A 17753-nucleotide genomic window follows, 5' to 3' on the forward strand; every position below is an offset into this window, starting at 1 on the left:
ATGGCCGAGCTCGACCCCGTGACCTTCGAGGTCCTCAAGAACTCCTTCATCACCAGCGTCGACCAGATGGGCGAGCAGATCCTGCGGACCTGCTACTCCTTCGTGATCTACAATCATGACTTCTCCAGCGCCCTGCACGACGCGAACGGCGAGTGCGCCGCCCAGGGCAATGCCGATATCGCGGTGCATGTCGGCACGCTCCACTTCACCTGCAAGGAAGTGATGCGCCACTTCGACGGCGACATGCACGAGGGCGACGTCTACGCCATCAACGACCCCTATGCCGGCGGCACGCATTTCTCCGACGTGCGCCTCATCCGGCCGATCTTCGCCGACGGAAAGATCATCGCCTTCTCGCAGTCCAACGGCCACTGGTCCGATGTCGGCGGCTCGGTGCCGGGCTCCTTCGACGTCTCCGCCAAAGAGATGTTCAAGGAGGGCCTGCGCATCACCCCGGTGCGGCTGTTCGACAAGGGCCGCTTCGTGAAGGACGTCGCCCACCTCATCGCCTCCAACACGCGCGACCCGGCCTCGATCATCGGCGACATCCAAGCGCAGGCACAGGCGACCGCCGTCTGCGAGCGCGAGATGCTGCGGCTCGTCGGCAAATATGGCCGCGACACGGTCGAGACCGGCCTCGCCGCCGTGCAGGACTATGTCGAACGCTCGGCCCGCGCGCGCATCGCGGCGCTTCCGGACGGCGAATGGGAAACGGTCGACTTCATCGACCGCGATCCGGCCGGCGGGGAAGGCATGATCCCGATCCGCATCAAGCTCACCATCAAGGGTGACAAGGCGATCTACGACTTCACCGGCAGCCATCCGGTGATCGGCTCGATCTACAATTCCGCCTTCGGCACCACCTTCTCGGCGGTGGCCGCCGGGATGAAGACCTTCTTCCCAGATCTGCCACTCAATTCCGGCTTCTACCGCTGTTTCGAGATCATCGTTCCCGAAGGCTCGATCGTCGATGCGCAGTGGCCGGTCGCGGTGACGGGCTTCCTGATGCCATTCGAGAAGATCATGAACTCGATCTACGAGATGTGGTCGAAGCTGATGCCCGAGCGGGCGCTCGCCTGCGCGTTCAACCTCGAATACCTGCTCACCGGCGGACGCGACGCGCGCACGCCCGACAAGCCGATCTTCATGTTCTACGACTGGCTGCCCGGCGGCTGGGGCGGCCGCAACGGCAAGGACGGCGCCAATGTCACCACGGCCTGCTTCGGCACGGGCATGATGGCCCAGCCGGTGGAGGGCCAGGAACGCGCCAACCCGATCCTGACCACCGAATGCGAGATCCTGACGGACTCGCCCGGCCCCGGCAAATGGCGCGGCGGCGCCGGCGTGGTGAAGACCTCATTGATGCTGGCGGCGGAGAAGACCGTCATTTCCTACATCTGCGACCGCGAGCGCGCGGTGGTCTGGGGCATCGAGGGCGGCTTGCCCTCCATGCCGCACGGGCTCACGCTGAAGCGCGCGGGAGCGGACAAGGAGGAGCGGCTCGGCTCGATCTTCTCCGACGTACCGATCGGAGAGGGCGACGTGTTCTCCCGACCCACGGCGGGCGGCGGCGGCTTCGGCGATCCGCTCGACCGCGACCCGGCACTGGTGCTCGAGGATGTGAAGGACGACTACGTCTCGGTCGATCGGGCCGCGAAGGATTATGGCGTTGTCATCCGCACCATCGACGCCGAGCTCTGCGACCATGAGGTGGATACGCCGGCGACCAAAACGCTGCGCGCCGCGCTGCGCGGCGGGCGGGTCGACGAGGCCCGCCTCGATCCGGAAGTGGTGGCCGCGCGCTACCGGGCCGGGGAGATCGACGCATTTGACGCCATTCGCCACCATGCCGTGATCCTCGACTGGGGCACCGGCGCGTTGCTGCCCGAGTCCACCCGCCAGTTCCGCGAGGTCTTCGAGCGCCGTTCCCTCGCCAACTGGAGAAGCTGATCCTCAACGCCGCCCCGCGCGGCGGACCGTGCTTTCGGAAGGGGCGCGCAGGTTCGTTCGTCCCCTTCTGCCAAAACCAACCAGAGGAAAAAGAACCATGTCCACCATCGCCACCCGCAGTCCGGCCGTTTCCCGCCTGAGGCACCGCGCTCTAGCCGGCGCCGCCCTCCTCGCTTTCGCCGCCGCCGTCTCCCCTGCAGCGGCGGAGACGAAGTGGTTCCCGATGAAGATCTACGATGCCTCCTCGGGCACGCCTGTGGCGGCGGAATACACGCCGCTCGCCAAGGCCGAGAAGCCCTACAACATCTGCGTCCTGTTCCCGCACATGAAGGACAGCTTCTGGGTGGCGGTCGCCTACGGCATCGTCACGCAGGCCGAAGCCTCGAACGTGAACATGAATCTCTACGAGGCCGGCGGCTACGAGAACCTGCCCAAGCAGCTCTCGCAGTTCGACGACTGCATGGCCGCGAAGGCCGACGCCATCATCGTCGGCGCCATCTCCGGCGCCGGTCTGATGAAGAAGTTCGAGGAGGCCAAGGCCAAGGGCATTCCGGTGGTCGGCGTCACCAACCCGCTGCCGCCCAATGCGCTGCCGGCCGCCAACTATGTCGACTTCGTCGCCATGGGCGAGGTCACCGGTGAAGGCCTGCTCGCCCAGGCCAAGCCCGACGAGGAACTGAACATCGTCACCTTCCCCGGCCCGGCCGGGTCGGGCTGGGCGGAATCGTTCAACGAGGGCTTCAAAAAGGCAGTGGCCAAGAACCCCAAGGCCAAGATCCTCGGCGAGAAATTCGGCGATTCCGGTGTGGCCGTGCAGCTTCAGTTGATCCAGGACGCGCTTCAGGCCTATCCGAGCATGAACGTGATCTGGGGTACCGCCCCGACCGCCGAAGCCGCCATCGGCGCCGTCGCCGAGGCTGGCCGCACCGACATCAAGATCGTTTCTTCCTATGAGAACCAGGCGATGCTCGACGCGCTGAACCGCGGCGACATCCTCGCCTTCGCCACCCAGTACCCGGTCGGCGAAGGCGCCATCGCCATCGACCAGGCGGTGCGGTTGATCGAGAAAAAGCCGGTGATGTCGCTGGTGCAGCCGGTCGCGGCCGTGATCGACAAGACGACAGTGCCGAACGTGCAGATGGATCTCGTGCTCGCACCGGCGAGTTGGAGCCCGGTCTACTCCGTGAAGGCGAAGTAGCCTCCGGCAGGCATCAGCGCCGCGTCGAGGAGCTGTGCGCGCCCCCGCGCACAGCTCCTCGTGGCCCCGGAACTGCATCGGTCTCGCCATATCGGGACCGCGGGAGAGCACATGGACATCAGCGCAGACGCCGTGAGCGCAGAGCGCTCGTCGGCAGCACCCGCCGGCGCGCCCCTGTTGGAGCTGAAGGGCATCTCGAAACGCTTCACCGGCGTGCGGGCGCTCGACCGGGTCGACCTCGACGTGCGGGCGGGTGAACTGCACGTGCTGTTCGGCGAGAACGGCGCCGGCAAGTCAACACTGATCAACGTCATCGCGGGCACATTCCCACCGGACGAGGGCAGCTTCCACTTCGACGGCGCGGAGATCCGCCACCTCACGCCGCAGCGGGCGCGCGCCATCGGCATCAGCCCGGTGTTCCAGGAGTTCTCGCTGGTGCCGAGCCTCACCGTCGAGGAAAATCTGTTCCTCGGCCGCGAGGCCTCGACCGGCGGCATCCTGCGTGCCGGCGCGATGCGCAGGAAGGCCCGCGCGCTGATCGAGGAGCTCGGCTTCGACCTCGATCCGGGCCGGCGGGTGGATGACCTGTCCCGTGCGCACCAGCAGATGGCGGAAATCGCCAAGGCGCTGCTTGGCAAGGTCCGCGTGCTCATCCTTGACGAGCCGACCGCCTCGCTCACCGACCGTGAGACCGGCCGTCTGTTCGAACTGATCGCCCGGCTGAAGGCCCAAGGTGTCGGCCTCATCTATGTCTCGCACCGCATGCGCGAGATAAGGACGCTGGCCGACCGGGTGACGGTGCTGCGCGATGGGCGGCACATACGCACCCTCGATGCGGCCCGCGTGACCGATGGCGAACTCGTCGAGCTGATGACCGGCCGACGGATCGACGTGCTGTTCCCCGCCATCCCGCATGCCCCGGCGGAGGTGAAGGTGGATGTCGAGGAACTGACCCTCGCCGACGGTTCGGTACAGGAGGTGAATTTCTACGCCCGCGCCGGTGAGATCACCGGAATTGCCGGTCTTGTCGGCTGTGGCAAGTCCGAGCTGGTGCGGGCGATCTACGGCCTGGAGCCGCTCGTCGCCGGCATCGTGCGCATCGACGGCACGCCCTACGACGCCCCCACGCCGCGCGAGAGTCTCCGGCGCGGCGTCGCCTATTTCCCGGCCAACCGGGTGGCCGAGGGTCTCGCGCTGTCCCGACCCATCCGGGAAAACACTTCGATGACGGCGCTCGACCTCCCCCGGCTTGCCCGGTTCGGCATTCTGCGCAGGGACGCCGAACGCGGCCTCGTGGCGGCTGCCATGGAGCGGCTGAAGCTGCGCCCGCCCAACATCGAACGACCGGCGGGCGCGCTCTCCGGCGGCAATCGCCAGAAGGTCATGCTGGGGCGTGCGCTGACCCGCGACCTGTCGGTCTTCCTGTTCGACGAACCGAGCGTCGGCATCGATGTCGGCGCCAAGCTCGAGGTTTATGAATTCATGAAGCAACTGGTGGAGGCGGGAGCGGCCGTCATCGTGGTGTCATCGGAACTGCCGGAGGTGCTGGCGCTGTCCAACCGCCTTTATGTCATGCATCACGGCCGTATCGCCGCCGAACTGACGGGCATGGAGAAGACCGAACAGAACGTGCTGGCCTCCTTCTTCAGGGAACATCTGTCGACGGAGGCGGCATGAGCGTGCAAGCCACCTCCTCCCACGCCTCCAGCCTCGTCGCCCGGCCCGGCGTCGCCCTCCCCTATGGCCGCAGCCTGCTCGGCCGCATCGGCTTCCTGCCGGCCCTGCTCGTGCTGGTGGTGGCCGGCATGTCGGTGGTCGACGCCCAGTTTTACGGGCCGATCAACATCCTCAACATCCTGCGCAATGCCGCCTTCCTCACCATACTGGCGTGCGGGCAGGCCATGGTGATCATCGCCGGCGGCTTCGACCTGTCGGTCGGCGCGGTGGTGGCGCTGGCGAGCGTCGTTACCGCCAAGGCGATGGCGCTTGCCGCCGTCGCCTTCCCCGGCAATGAAGCACTGATCATCGCCTGCGGCGTCGTCGCCGGTCTCGGAAGCGGAGCGATCGTCGGGCTGATCAACGGCCTGTGCGTCGCCCGGCTGAAGGTGTCCGGCTTCGTGGTCACGCTCGGCACCATGTCGGCCACGGCCGGCGTCGCGCTGATGATCACCTCTGGCATCCCGGTTTACGGTATGCCGCAGAGCTTCGTGAAGGAGTTCGGCCGCGCCCAGTTCTTCGGTCTGCCGACGGCGATCTATCTCGCGCTGGCCGTGCTGCTGCTCATGGTGTTCGTGCAGCGCCGCACGCTGTTCGGCCGCTATGTCTATGCCATCGGCGGCAATGCCGATGCGGCGGTGGTGTCGGGCGTCGGCATCAAGCGGCACCTCGTCGGCGCCTATGTGCTGTCGGGCGTGCTGGCGGCGCTGACCGGCCTCCTGCTCACCGCGCAGGTCGGCTCCGGCCAGGCGAGCTTCGGCGGCGATCGCATGATGCTGCAATCCATCGCCGCCGCCGTCATCGGCGGCGTCAGCCTGCGCGGGGGGATCGGCCGGGTGGAGATCGTCGCGGTCAGTGCGCTGTTCCTCACCATCCTCGGCAATGCCCTCAACCTGCTCCACATCGACTCCCGGCTGCAGCCGGTGTTCCTCGGCGTCATCATGGTCGCGGCAGTGGCGCTGGACGAGCTCGGCCGGCGGAGGAAAGCTCGTGTCTGATCTCGATCTCTCGACGTCGCCTACCGCCATGCCCGCCGGCGCGCGACGCCTCGCACTGCAAGCCCTGTTGTGGCAGGCGGCGCTGCCCATCGCCCTCATAGTGCTGCTGCTCGGTTTCGCGGCGGTCGATTCCGCGGTTCTGACCCCGGGCAATCTGCTGAATATCGTGCAACAGGCGAGCTATCTCGCCTTGTTCGCCATGGCGCAGACGGTGGTGATCCTCACCCGCGGCTTCGACCTCGCGCTCGGACCTACCGTCTCGATGGTCAGCGTCGGCGCCGCGCTTGCGATGGCTGGTGCCGTGTCCGGCGGCTACGACCCCTTGGCGGTGCTGCTAATCGGGCTGGCTGCCGGCTTCGCGCTGGGCGCCGCTTGCGGCCTCTTCAACGGCCTCGTCATCGCTTATCTCAGGGTCAGCCCCTTCGTGGCGACGCTGGGCAGCTACAACATCGCCATCGGCATCGCCACCACGCTCTCAGCCGGCCGGCCAGTGCAGGGCGTGCCGGACCTGTTCTCGCATCTACTCTATGGCGGCAGCTTGTTCGGTGTACCGGCGGCCGTTCTCATCACGACGCTGATTGGCATCGTCCTTCACCTCATGCTGACCCGCACCGTCTATGGCCGCGAGATCTACATCGTCGGCACCAATCCGCGCGCAGCAACGGTGGCCGGCCTGCCGGTGAAGCGCCTGCTGGTGGCCACCTATGTGCTGTGCTCGACCCTGGCGGCACTGGGCGCGCTGATGATGACGGCGCGCACCGGATCGGGTGAACCCAATCTCGGCGGCTCCCTGTCGCTACAGGCCATCGCCGCGGCGGTGGTTGGCGGCACCAGCCTCGCCGGCGGGCGCGGCGGCGTCGGTACGGCCGTGGTCGGCGCGCTGTTCATCACCATCCTGTCGAACGGCATGAACCTGACCCGGATCGACGGCTATGTGCAGATGGTGGTGCTGGGCGCCATCATCATCGCGGGCGTCGTTCTCGACCGGCTGCGACGGGAGCGGGGCTGATGAGGAAAAGCAGCCGAAACGAGCAAAGCCTCGAAGCCGTACAGTCCGCCAGTCCGGCCGCTCCCGCCCCGCAACCGACCGCAGAGATGTCCTGATGGCGTCGTCGGCCCATCCCTCGCTCTATGTCGCTCCATCTCTGGAGGCTGCTCTCGCCGCCCTCGCCGAGAGGCGCGAGGATGGGGCGCCCTTCGCCGGCGGCACCTGGATCATGCGTGCGCCGATGCGCCACGAGCGACCGACGCCTGCCTATGTCGGCCTCGGTCGCATCGCGGAGTTGGGCCGCATCGAGATGCGGGACGATCATGTCGTCCTCGGTGCCGGCGTCACCCATGCCCGCCTCGCTGAGGCCCTGGGCGACCTGCCTGATCTGCGGGCGCTCGCAGAGGCTGCCGGCCGCTCGGCGAACCCTGCCGTGCGCCGGGCGGCCACGCTGGGCGGCAATCTGTGCACCGCCGATTTTGCGGCGGCCGATCTCGTTCCGGCACTGCTCTGCCTTGAGGCGGAAGTCGACATTGCCGGCCTTGAAGGCACAGAGCGCCTGACGCTGGAGAGGTTTCTCGCTCTTCGCACATCGCTCGGACAGGGCCGCCTGCTGACGCAGGTTCGGGTGCCGCGCCGGCTGGCCCGCAGCGCGCATGTCCGTCTCCCACTGCGCAAGGCGGGAGACTATCCAACAGCCATTGTCAGCATGTCGGTGACGCGTGACGGGGACGGGCGTGTCGTGCAGGCGCGCGTCGCGGTCGGCTCGGTTGAGCCGTTCGCCCGCCGCTGGCCACGCTTCGAAGCCGCGCTCGTCGGCGCCCGGCTCGATGCCGCCTCAGCCTACCACGCAGCGACGGAACTCGCCGGAGAGTTCGACGGGCGCGAGGGCATCGATGCGCCGGGCTGGTACCGCGTCAGCGTGCTGCCGACGCTGGTCCGGCGCGCCGTGGCGGCGCTTCACTGATCACGACTGGAGGCCTTGATGCCGATCGACATGACGGTGAACGGCGAGGCAAGACATTCCGCCTGCGACCCGCTGACTCCGCTCATCGACGTGCTGCGGGACGAGTTCCACCTCACCGGCGCCAAGCCGGTGTGTCGCGAGGGGTTCTGCGGCGCCTGCCTCGTGCTGGTGGATGGCGCGCCGCGGGCATCCTGCCTGATACCCGTCGCGCTGGCGGGGGGGGGCGATATCGTCACCATCGAGGGTGTCTCCGCCGTCGACCACCTCAATGGCGTCCAGTCACGGCTCGATCAGCATGATGCCGTCCAGTGCGGCATGTGCTTCCCCGGCATGGTGCTGACGCTGACCCATTTCCTCGCGCACACGCCGCAGCCGAGCCGGGAGGATGTCCGGATGGCGCTCATCGGCAATATCTGCCGCTGCACCGGCTATGAGCGCATCGTCGAGGCGACGCTGGCCGTCGCCGTCGCCCGCGCGGAGGTCCGTCCATGACTGTCGATTCTGTGATGGAGTTTCGCCGCCGCGATGCCCGCGACAAGCTGACGGGCCGCACCCGCTACACCATCGACCGCGCCGGCCCCGGGATGCTCCACGCCGCCGTGCTGCGCGCGCCGTTGGCGTCGGGGCGCCTCGTCGCGCTCGATACGTCGAAGGCAGCCGCTCTGCCGGGCGTGCGCGCCATAGCCACGGCCGCCGATGCGCCGGGCCGGATCGGTATCGGCGTCGCCGATCACGCGCTCTTCGCCGAGGACCTCGTGCGTTACGTCGGCGAACCGCTAGCCGCCGTTGCTGCCGACACAATGGAGCAGGCGCAGGCGGCGCTGGCGGCAATCGAGGTCGAGATCGAGCCGTTGCCGAGCGTCGTCTCCATGGAAGAAGCTCTGGCGCCCGGCGCGCCGCTCGTACACCCGATGTGGCAGGAGTACGAGGTGCTGCTGGAAGGCGGTGCCCGTGCCGGCAATGTCGCCTGGGAGGCGACTGTCGTGCGCGGCGATGTCGACGCCGCCTTTGCCCGGCCGGACGTGACTGTCGTCGAGAGTTCCTTCCGCGTCGGACGGCAGAACCACATGGCGTTCGAGCCGCGGGCGGCGGTGGCGCGCTATGAGGAAGGCCGCTTCCACATCGAGACCTCCACGCAGGTGCCCTGGACGGTGCGCAACGCCACGGCCCGCTTCCTCGGCGTGCCCGCCTCGCAGGTGCGGGTGACGGTGCCGCCGGTGGGCGGGGCGTTCGGCCTCAAGTTCGACATCGCCATCGAGCCCTTTGCCGCCCTGCTGGCGAAGAAAAGCGGCCGGCCGGTGCGGCTGGTCAACTCGCGCGAGGAGGAGATGCTCACCTGCCTGTTCCGCGAGAATGCCGAGATCCGTATCCGCTCGGCGGTGACCCCGGAGGGCGAGATTGCCGGGCGCGAGGCGGTTGTGCTGATGGATTGCGGCGCCCATGGCGGCGAGCAGATATTCCTCACCACCATGACCGCCCACACGCTGGGCGGCAACTACCGGCACGGCGCGACGCGTCTGGTATCGCGCGCCATCTACACCAACACCCCGCCCAACGGCGCCTTCCGGGCCTGCAACGGCGTCTACAACACCTTCGCGCTGGAGCGACACACCGACGAGATCGCCGCTGCCGTTGCGATGGACCCGCTCGACTTCCGCCGTCGCAATGTGCTCGGCGACGGCGACCTCGGCGCCACCGGCCAGGTATTCGAAGGAGAGGTGCTGCGCCCGATGCTGGCGCGCATGGAGGCGTTGCGCACCAACGCGACGCCGCGCACGACCGATGACGGGCGCCTCCATGGCCGCGCGACGACGGTCGGCACCTGGTTCGTCTTTACCGGCCCCTCGGCGGCGACGGTGAACATGAATACCGACGGCAGCGCCACCCTCGTCACCTCCGGCGTCGAGATCGGCTCGGGCTCGATGATGCAGAGCCTGCCGCAGATCGTCGCCGGAGCGCTCGGTATCCGCCCCGAGGACGTGATGGTGCGACAGGCCGACACTGATGCCGCGGGCTACGATGTCGGCGTCGGCGGCGGGCGACAGACTGTCTCGCTCGGTGCCGCCAGCCTCGCGGCGGCGCGGGAAGTGCGCGGCAAGCTCCTGGCGGTCGCTGCGCAGATGCTTGAGGCCACACCCGACGACTTGGTGATGCAGAATGGGCGGATCGAGATCACCGGGCCCAACGGCGCCGGCTTCAGCATTGCCGAGGTGACGGCGCGGGCCCAGGCCCTCTTGGGACCGGTCGGCGGCACCGGCGCCTCGACCCGCAAGGGCGTCCCCGCCATGCCGGGCTGCGTTGCCGGTCACTTCATCGACGCTCTCGATATTCCGGTCTTCGCCGTCCATGACTGTGAAGTCACGGTCGATCGCGACACCGGCCATGTCGAGGTACTGAGCTATCGCGTCGTGCAGGATGTCGGGCGGGCGCTCAACCGCAGCGCCATTGGCGGCCAGATCCAGGGTGGCGTCGTGCAGGGCCTTGGCTATGCGCTGCACGAAGAGGTGTCGATCGACGCTCAGGGTCGCATCCGCCAGAATGGCTTCGAGACCTACCGCGTGCCACTCGCCGGCGATGTGGTGCCGGTCGAGATCGATCTGTTCGAGGGCGCGCCCTCGCTCGGACCGCTCGGCGTCAAGGGCGCGGGCGAGGTACCGATCCTCAATGTCGGGGCGACGGTGGCCTGTGCGGTCGCAAATGCCACCGGTCGGCGCGTGCAGGAGCTACCGCTGACCCCGCCTCACGTCCTCGCCCTGCTGCTCGGCCGCAAGCAGGAACTCGCCTTCCCTCATATCCTGCCGGCATGGGACGACAATATGGTGTGTCCGCACGGTGCGGGGACATGATCTCCGGGTGCTCCAGGATGGCGTTGCCATCTGCGCGGTGCGATCGCAACCATTCCTCCCTGACCCCGGACGCACATCGCCCCGCCGACGACGCGTCGTGAGAACAGGTCGACCACGGCAGCAACGTAGAGCCAGCCCTCCGCGGTCCAGATGTAGGTGAAGTCCGCCACCCATGTCTGGTTTGGGGCCGAGGCCTCGAAGGCGCGGTCGAGCAGATTGTCCGACGCGGCGGCCCGCAGGCCGACATCCTTCGGCAGCCCACGACGGCGTGGCCGGGCTCGCAACCCATGCTCCCGCATGATCCGTTCGACCCGATGCAGCCCGCAGGAGAGCCCTTCCGCCAGCACATCGTGCCAGACGCGTCGTGCGCCATAGGTCCGATCGCTGCTCTCAAGGCTCCGGTCGATCGCCGTCGCGAGCACGTCATCGCGCCGGGCATGGGCACTGGGGCTGCGGCTGAGCCAGGCATGAAAGCCCAACCGGGAGACGTCCAGAGCGTCGCATAGCCATGCCCGATCCTTGCACAAGACTCCGCCAGATGTTCCGGTGCTGCGCGATGAAGGCGAACCTCATGTCGCTTCCCTCGCGAAGAAGGCTGCGGCCCTTCTTAGTATGTCGCGCTCCGCCTTCAGCTTGGTCACTTCCCCGCGCAGCCGGTCAATCTCGAGCTGCTCGGGCCTCAACTGCCCATGGCCGGGAAACGCATGCTGCGCATCCGCCTTCGCCTCGCGCACCCATTTGCGCAGCACGTTCTCGTGGACATCCGTCACGCGAAATTCTGCTCCGCCGAGAGAGGGCGCAATCAGCGCAACAGCCGCGCGTTAGGCGTGGGAGAGTTCGACAACAATGACGCATGGCAACGTCACAGAAACGTCGCAGTGGGACCTTAGATATCTGTCGATCCGTCCCGACGGATTGATTTTGTGAGGGTGACCCGATGCGCCGTCCTTTGTTTGCCCTGATTGCTGCTGCTCTGCTGGTCCTGACCGCGAGCGCGCGCGCCGACGAATTGAGCGGCGCGGGCTCCACCTTCGCCTACCCGATCATCTGGAAGTGGGCGGAGGCCTATCGTGAGGCCACCGGCACACTGGTGGGCTACCAGTCGGTCGGCTCCTCGGCCGGCGTGAACCGGATCCGCGACAAGGCTGTCGACTTCGGGGCTTCCGATAAGCCGCTGAAGCCCGATGAACTCGAGCGCCTGGGGCTCGGCCAGTTCCCCATCGTGTTCGGCGGCGTGGTGCCGGTGGTGAACATTGCCGGCGTCGCGCCCGGCACCATGCGGTTCACCGGCAGCGTGCTGGCGGACATCTATATGGGCAAGATCACCAAATGGTCGGATCCCGCGCTGAAGGCCCTCAACCCGGACCTCGCGTTGCCCAATAGCCTGATCGCCGTGATCCATCGCTCGGACGGCTCGGGAACGACCTTCAACTGGGTGTCGTATCTCGCCAAGACGAGCGCGGAATGGAAGCGGACATTGGGCGAGGGCAATGCCGTCGCCTGGCCGGTCGGCAGTGGCGCGCGCGGCAATGAAGGGGTCGCCCTCGCCGTGCAGCGGACCCCGAACGCGATCGGCTATGTCGAGTTCACCTATGTGACGCAGGCGAAGCTCACCTATGGCCTTGTGCAGAATCGCGCGGGCCGGTTCATTACGCCAAGCGCAGCGTCGTTCCAGGCGGCCGCGCTCGGTGTGGACTGGAGCCAGGCGCGCGATTTCTACGCCACCATCAATGATTCCACTGTTCCGGAAGCCTATCCGATCGCCGCCACCACCTTCGTCTTGATGTACAAGGCGCCGATGAATGCCGCGCGCAACCGGACGGCCCTCTCCTTCTTCGGCTATGCGCTTGGCGAGGGCAGCGAATATGCATCGCAGCTCGGCTATGTTCCGCTGCCTGAGCCGCTGGTGCAGCAGGTGAAGAACTACTGGGCGGCAACGTTCAAGAGCGGAAGCTGACGTGCGGGACAAGGACGGATAGATGCAAAGCCAGTCGAAGGATGTGAAGCGGCTCCTGTCGGATGATGCGGTCGAGATGTTCGACGCGCTGGCCCAGCCGACCCGCCTCGATGCTTTCCGCCTGCTGCTGCGCTATGCGCCCTTCGGGCAGAATGCCGGCGATGTGGCCCGCCTGCTGGCCGTGCCGCACAACACCATGTCGACGCATCTCGCCCAATTGGAGCGGGCGGGACTGGTTGCGTCGCGCCGCGAGGGGCGCTCGATCATCTACTCCGCACGGACCGGACGGGCGGCGTCGGTTCTCGAACTGCTGCTCGGTGAATTGCCGACCCAGGCCGATGCGGGCGCCGGGTTTCCGCGCCTGCGTCCGGGCGAGCCGGTAGAGCGCTGCTACAATGTGCTGCTCGTCTGCTCGCACAATTCGGCGCGCTCGATCATGGCGGAAGCGGTACTGAACCGCGAGGGGCGCGGGCGTTTCCGCGCCTTCTCCGCCGGCAGCGTCCCGCGCGGCACACCGCATCCCCTGGCGCTCGATCTGTTGCGTTCGCTCGGCTACACGACCGACGACCTGCGCTCCAAGAGCTGGGACGAGTTCGCCGGCCGGGCCGTCGAGCCGATGGATTTTGTGATCACCGTCTGCGACGCCGCTGCGGGCGAGAGCTGTCCGCATTTTCCCGGTCATCCCCTGACGGTGCATTGGGGTCTGCCCGACCCTGCCGCCGCCGGCGGAACGGAAGCGGAGCTTCGGGCGGCCTTCGTGCGCACCTACCGGCAGATCGCCGCGCGCATGTCCGCCTTCGTCAACCTGCCGCTCGAGACCCTCGACCTTGCCAGCCTGAAGGCGCGGCTCGGCGACATCGCTGTCATGGAAGGCGCGACCGAGATGACGCTTGCCGCGCGCGCGGCGTGATAACGGTCATCTATGTCCGCCGAGTCGTTTCACCGCTCGCGCCAGTTCCCCCCGCGATCCAGTGAGAAGACCGGCCGCTTCGATCTCTCGGGCGGCGACTTATTCGACGAGTATCGAAATAAGACTTGACCGCCCGCTGCGGCGGCTTCTAGATTATTTCCATGAATATCGAACAAGCGGCGCGCCAGCTCGAAGCGCTGGGCAACCCGACCCGTCTGCAGATCTATCGGACGCTGGTCCGTGCGGGCCATGCCGGCCTGGCGGTCGGTGGCCTGCAGGAGCGGATCGGCATTGCCGCCTCGACGCTCTCGCACCATCTGCGGCGCCTCATCGAGACCGGGCTGGTGACGCAGGAGCGGCAGGCGACGACGCTGATCTGCCGCGCGCATTATCCGAGCATGGATGCGCTGATCGGCTATCTCGCGGACGAATGCTGCGCCGATGCCGGATGTAGCGCTGTCGAGGCCGCTGCGAGCTGAATTTCTTGACCTCTATTTCCAAGATGCCGGAAGGATGGAAAATGGATCCCGCATCGAAGCCCGACCTCCCGATTGCCATCATCGGCGCCGGCCCCGTGGGACTGGCCGCCGCCGTCCATGCGGTGCGGCGTGGGCTGACGCCGCTGATCTTCGAGCGCGGCCCCACCATCGCCACCGCGCTACGCAGCTGGTCGCACGTCCATGTCTTCACGCCCTGGCAGTACAATGTGGACGGCGCCGCCCGCTCCCTGCTGCTCGAGCAGGGCTGGCGGGAGCCGGATGCCGACGCCTTGCCCACCGGTGGGGAGATCGTTCGCACCTATCTCGAACCGCTGGCGCGTCATCCCGCCCTCGCGCCGCATCTGCGCTACGATGCCGAAGTACGCGCGATTGCCCGCGCCGGCCTCGACAAGCTCACCACCGCCGGCCGGGCCAACGCACCGTTCCAGATCCTCTGGCGCGCTGCGGACGGCACCGAGCACCGCAGCGAAGCCCGCGCTGTGCTCGACGCCTCCGGGACCTGGGGCCAGCCGAACCCGCTGGGCGTGGATGGGCTCCCTGTTCCCGGAGAACACGAGGCACAGGACCGCATCGCCTATGGCATTCCCGACATTCTCGGGCTTGGTCGCCCGGACTATGCCGGCCGACGCGTGCTGGTCGCCGGCAGCGGGCATTCCGCGATCAATGCGGTGCTGGATCTGCTTCGCTTGCAGGAAGACGCGCCGGCGACGCGTGTTGTCTGGGCGTTGCGTCGCAACGGACTGGACAAGCTCCTCGGCGGCGGCCTCGACGACAAATTGGCGGAGCGCGGGGCGCTCGGGCTCGCGGCGCGGCGTGCGATAGATAGTGGCCGCCTTGAGGTGCTCGCCCCGTTCGCCACGGAGCGGCTGGAGCGGACGGGCGTGGCGCTCTCCCTCACGGCGCGCGTGGCGGGCAGCACGCAGACGCTCAATGTCGACCGGATCATCGTCGCAACAGGTTCCCGGCCCGACCTCTCGCTGTTGCGCGAAATGCGGGCCGCGCTCGATCCGGTCGTCGAGGCGCCGCTGGCGCTGGCGCCGCTGATCGATCCCAATCTGCATTCCTGCGGGACCGTGCCGCCACATGGGGCGGCCGAGCTGGCGCATCCGGAACCCGGCTTCTACATCGTCGGCTCGAAAGCCTACGGACGCGCGCCGACCTTCCTGATGATGACCGGCTATGAGCAGGTCCGCTCGGTCATCGCCGAGATCGCCGGCGATCATGAAGCGGCGCGCGACGTGCGATTGGTGCTCCCCGAGACAGGCGTGTGCAGCACCGCCCCGCGTGAAACCGGGACCGCCTGTTGCGCGCCTCCCACGCAGCCCGCCGCCTCCACGGCTTGCTGTGGAGCGCGTGCGTGAGCGAGAATGTTCTGGTCGCCGGCGCCGGGGAACATCGGCCGCCCGGCGCGCGGAGCCTCTTTGTAACCTGCCTCGGCATCGGGCAGGTCTGCTCCTGGGGCTCGCTCTATTACAGCTTCCCGCTGATCGCCGAGGCGATGGGCCATGAGCTCGGCTGGTCGAAGAGCGCGCTCTACGGCGCGGCGACGCTCGGCCTCGCCCTCGCCGGCCTCGCCGCCTATCCGATCGGCGCCGCCATCGACCGCGGCCATGGCCGCGCGATCATGACCGGCGGTTCGATCCTCGCCGGGCTGCTGCTGGTGCTGTGGTCGCAGATCGAGAGCCTGGCGCTGTTCTATGTCGCGGTGGCCGGAATCGGGGCGTTGCAGGCGGCGACGCTCTACGACCCCGCCTTCGCCGTCATCGCCCGACGCTCGGGTCCGTCGCATGCGCGGGCCGGCATCACGGCGCTGACCCTGTGGGGCGGCTTCGCCTCGACCGTGTTCATCCCGCTGGTGCAGTTCCTGCTCGATACGGTGGGCTGGCGCGACGCGCTGCTGGTGCTCGCCATCATCAACATCCTCGTCTGCGCCGGCTGCTACTGGTCGGTGATCGACCCTGACGCCGATGCGCCGCTGCACCGTGGATCGAGCGGCCTGCCACCGCTGAGCGGAAGGGCGGCGGTGGCCTGGGCGGCACGCCAGCCGGTATTCTGGGCGCTGGCGGTGGCCTTCACCGCCTATTCGGCGGCGTTCTCGGCCTTCACCTTCCACCTCTACCCCATGCTGGTGGAGAAGGGATTCGAGACCGCCTCGGTGGTTGCCGCCATGACGCTGGTCGGGCCGGCGCAGGTGGCGGGACGCATCGCAATCTGGGTGTTCGCGCCGCGCGCACCGGTGCGGGCGATCGGCTCGGTCACCGTCGCGGTTTTCCCGCTGGCTCTGGTCGCGCTCGATGTGCTGCCGCCGAGCTTCCTGCTCATCGCGCTCGTCGCGCTGCTTTATGGCGCGGCCAACGGCATCACCACCATCGTGCGCGGCCTGTCCGTGCCGGAAATGCTGACGCGCGAGGCCTATGGCGCGGTGAACGGGGCGATGTCGGCGCCGAGCACGGTGTCGCGCGCGCTGGCCCCGCTGGGCGCCGCGCTCATCTGGTCGATGTCGGGCACCTATGATGGCGTGCTCCTCGCCATCATAGGCTTGACGCTGCTGCTCGCCGCCGGCTTCTGGCTCGCCGCCTTCCTGTCGCGCCGGGCCGGCTGACTCAGCCTCCGGTGACGCTCATGTGGCGGCGCAGTGCCGGGGGCTGGCCGGGGCGGTCGATGACGAAGTCGTGGCCCTTGGGCTTGCGGAAGATGGCCTCATCCAGCGCGGCGTGCAGCCTGTCGTCGCTCTCGGAAGCGCGCAGCGGCGCGCGCAGGTCCGCCGCGTCCTCCTGGCCCAGGCACATATAGAGCGTGCCGGTGCAGGTGACGCGCACGCGGTTGCAGCCTTCGCAGAAATTATGCGTCAGCGGGGTGATGAAGCCGAGCTTGCCGCCGGTCTCGCGGATGCTGACATAGCGCGCCGGGCCACCGGTGCGGAATGGTATGTCCTCCAGCGTCCAGTGGCGGGCGAGGCGCGTGCGCACGGTGGAGAGCGGCAGGTACTGGTCGATGCGCTCCGCCCCGGTTTCGCCCAGCGGCATGACCTCGATCAGCGAGACGTCCATGCCGCGGCCATGCGCCCATTCGATCAGGCCGGGAATCTCGTGCTCGTTCTCGCCGGCGAGCGCCACTGCGTTGAGCTTCACATGGATGCCGGCGTCCTGCGCCGCGTCGATACCGGCGAGCACCTTGGCGAGGTCGCCCCAGCGGGTCAGCGCGCGAAAGCGCTGCGGATCGAGCGTGTCGAGCGAGACGTTGATGCGCCTGACGCCGCAATCGGCCAGCTCCCTGGCGAAGCGGGCGAGCTGCGAGCCGTTGGTGGTGAGCGTCAGCTCCTCCAGCGCGCCTGACTCCAGGTGGCGCGAGAGCGAGCGGAACAGGGTCATCACGTCGCGCCGCACCAGCGGCTCGCCGCCGGTGAGGCGCAGCTTCCTCACGCCGCGCGCCACGAAGGCGGAGCACAGGCGGTCGAGTTCCTCCAGCGTCAGCAATTCGGGCTTGGGCAGGAACGTCATGTGTTCCGCCATGCAGTACACGCAGCGGAAATCGCAGCGATCCGTCACCGAAACGCGCAGATAGGTCACCGCACGGCCGAAAGTGTCGACCAGCGGGGAGCGCGCGACAAGGCGCTCCGCGCCATCGGCGGGGAGAAGTCGGATATTCATCGGGTGCCTCCAGGAAAGCCGCAGCGGCACGAAGCCGGAAGAAGGGCCGCCGCCTGTGCGGCGACGGCCCATC

The 17753-nt window shown here is 67.9% G+C and carries 14 protein-coding genes and 1 pseudogene; 13 read left to right on the forward strand and 2 right to left on the reverse strand.

Annotated features, from left to right (window positions below):
- The 8 genes from AC1PZ7_RS14715 (at position 1) to AC1PZ7_RS14750 (ending at position 10663) form a co-directional block, all read left to right on the forward strand.
- On the forward strand, positions 1–1950 hold the full coding sequence (locus AC1PZ7_RS14715; protein ID WP_482355960.1) for a hydantoinase B/oxoprolinase family protein: 1950 nt from the start codon (positions 1–3) through the stop codon (positions 1948–1950).
- 97 nt (positions 1951–2047) lie between these two features.
- On the forward strand, positions 2048–3148 hold the full coding sequence (gene torT, locus AC1PZ7_RS14720) for a TMAO reductase system periplasmic protein TorT (protein WP_482355961.1): 1101 nt from the start codon (positions 2048–2050) through the stop codon (positions 3146–3148).
- A 111-nt stretch (positions 3149–3259) separates the two neighbouring features.
- The gene (locus AC1PZ7_RS14725) at positions 3260–4825 is read left to right on the forward strand and encodes a sugar ABC transporter ATP-binding protein (RefSeq protein WP_482355962.1); all 1566 of its coding nucleotides are present in this window, start codon (positions 3260–3262) and stop codon (positions 4823–4825) included.
- Positions 4822–5862 carry an ABC transporter permease gene (locus AC1PZ7_RS14730; protein ID WP_482355963.1) on the forward strand — a complete coding sequence of 347 codons (1041 nt, stop codon included), beginning with the start codon at positions 4822–4824 and terminating at the stop codon, positions 5860–5862. The genes AC1PZ7_RS14725 and AC1PZ7_RS14730 overlap by 4 nt, the downstream gene beginning before the upstream one ends.
- Positions 5855–6871, forward strand: a complete 1017-nt coding sequence (locus tag AC1PZ7_RS14735) for an ABC transporter permease (protein ID WP_482355964.1) — start codon at positions 5855–5857, stop codon at positions 6869–6871. The genes AC1PZ7_RS14730 and AC1PZ7_RS14735 overlap by 8 nt, the downstream gene beginning before the upstream one ends.
- Before the next feature lie 94 nt (positions 6872–6965).
- Positions 6966–7817 (forward strand): FAD binding domain-containing protein, encoded by an 852-nt coding sequence (locus tag AC1PZ7_RS14740; protein ID WP_482355965.1) that lies wholly within the window; start codon positions 6966–6968, stop codon positions 7815–7817.
- Positions 7818–7835: 18 nt separating this feature from the next.
- Positions 7836–8309, forward strand: coding sequence for a (2Fe-2S)-binding protein (locus AC1PZ7_RS14745; RefSeq protein WP_482355966.1), 474 nt, complete (start codon positions 7836–7838; stop codon positions 8307–8309).
- Entirely contained in the window at positions 8306–10663 is a 2358-nt protein-coding gene (locus tag AC1PZ7_RS14750) for a xanthine dehydrogenase family protein molybdopterin-binding subunit (RefSeq protein ID WP_482355967.1), read from the forward strand. The genes AC1PZ7_RS14745 and AC1PZ7_RS14750 overlap by 4 nt, the downstream gene beginning before the upstream one ends.
- Before the next feature lie 74 nt (positions 10664–10737).
- Here AC1PZ7_RS14750 and AC1PZ7_RS14755 read toward each other — a convergent pair.
- Positions 10738–11436: pseudogene (locus tag AC1PZ7_RS14755) on the reverse strand (IS3 family transposase); the annotation flags it as partial.
- 164 nt (positions 11437–11600) lie between these two features.
- Here AC1PZ7_RS14755 and pstS point away from each other — a divergent pair.
- The 5 genes from pstS to AC1PZ7_RS14780 all read left to right on the forward strand — a co-directional run bounded on the left by pstS (position 11601) and on the right by AC1PZ7_RS14780 (position 16632).
- A complete protein-coding gene (gene pstS / locus AC1PZ7_RS14760) occupies positions 11601–12620 on the forward strand; it encodes a phosphate ABC transporter substrate-binding protein PstS (RefSeq protein WP_482355968.1) in 1020 nt (339 codons plus the stop codon).
- Positions 12621–12642: 22 nt separating this feature from the next.
- Positions 12643–13530, forward strand: a complete 888-nt coding sequence (locus AC1PZ7_RS14765) for a metalloregulator ArsR/SmtB family transcription factor (protein ID WP_482355969.1) — start codon at positions 12643–12645, stop codon at positions 13528–13530.
- A gap of 161 nt (positions 13531–13691) precedes the next feature.
- Positions 13692–14009, forward strand: coding sequence for an ArsR/SmtB family transcription factor (locus tag AC1PZ7_RS14770; RefSeq protein ID WP_482355970.1), 318 nt, complete (start codon positions 13692–13694; stop codon positions 14007–14009).
- Between the two features lie 41 nt (positions 14010–14050).
- Complete coding sequence (locus AC1PZ7_RS14775; protein ID WP_482355971.1) at positions 14051–15391, forward strand: NAD(P)-binding protein; 1341 nt, start codon at positions 14051–14053, stop codon at positions 15389–15391.
- A complete protein-coding gene (locus AC1PZ7_RS14780; RefSeq protein ID WP_482355972.1) occupies positions 15388–16632 on the forward strand; it encodes an MFS transporter in 1245 nt (414 codons plus the stop codon). The genes AC1PZ7_RS14775 and AC1PZ7_RS14780 overlap by 4 nt, the downstream gene beginning before the upstream one ends.
- 1 nt (position 16633) lies before the next feature.
- Here the strand turns inward: AC1PZ7_RS14780 and moaA are convergent, their stop codons facing one another.
- Positions 16634–17680 (reverse strand): GTP 3',8-cyclase MoaA, encoded by a 1047-nt coding sequence (gene moaA, locus AC1PZ7_RS14785; RefSeq protein ID WP_482355973.1) that lies wholly within the window; start codon positions 17678–17680, stop codon positions 16634–16636.
- Positions 17681–17753 lie beyond the last annotated feature (73 nt).

The sequence above is a fragment of the Ancylobacter sp. TW_SC_1 genome (assembly GCF_056836805.1).

Excerpts from the sequence above, each read along its gene's own strand:
- AC1PZ7_RS14770 (WP_482355970.1), top strand. The coding sequence starts at position 13,692 with ATGAATATCGAACAAGCGGCGCGCCAGCTCGAAGCGCTGGGCAACCCG.
- AC1PZ7_RS14745 (WP_482355966.1), top strand. The coding sequence starts at position 7,836 with ATGCCGATCGACATGACGGTGAACGGCGAGGCAAGACATTCCGCCTGC.
- AC1PZ7_RS14740 (WP_482355965.1), top strand. The coding sequence starts at position 6,966 with ATGGCGTCGTCGGCCCATCCCTCGCTCTATGTCGCTCCATCTCTGGAG.
- AC1PZ7_RS14715 (WP_482355960.1), top strand. The coding sequence starts at position 1 with ATGGCCGAGCTCGACCCCGTGACCTTCGAGGTCCTCAAGAACTCCTTC.
- AC1PZ7_RS14775 (WP_482355971.1), top strand. The coding sequence starts at position 14,051 with ATGGATCCCGCATCGAAGCCCGACCTCCCGATTGCCATCATCGGCGCC.
- AC1PZ7_RS14750 (WP_482355967.1), top strand. The coding sequence starts at position 8,306 with ATGACTGTCGATTCTGTGATGGAGTTTCGCCGCCGCGATGCCCGCGAC.
- moaA (WP_482355973.1), bottom strand. The coding sequence starts at position 17,680 with ATGAATATCCGACTTCTCCCCGCCGATGGCGCGGAGCGCCTTGTCGCG.
- AC1PZ7_RS14765 (WP_482355969.1), top strand. The coding sequence starts at position 12,643 with ATGCAAAGCCAGTCGAAGGATGTGAAGCGGCTCCTGTCGGATGATGCG.
- pstS (WP_482355968.1), top strand. The coding sequence starts at position 11,601 with ATGCGCCGTCCTTTGTTTGCCCTGATTGCTGCTGCTCTGCTGGTCCTG.
- torT (WP_482355961.1), top strand. The coding sequence starts at position 2,048 with ATGTCCACCATCGCCACCCGCAGTCCGGCCGTTTCCCGCCTGAGGCAC.
- AC1PZ7_RS14725 (WP_482355962.1), top strand. The coding sequence starts at position 3,260 with ATGGACATCAGCGCAGACGCCGTGAGCGCAGAGCGCTCGTCGGCAGCA.
- AC1PZ7_RS14730 (WP_482355963.1), top strand. The coding sequence starts at position 4,822 with ATGAGCGTGCAAGCCACCTCCTCCCACGCCTCCAGCCTCGTCGCCCGG.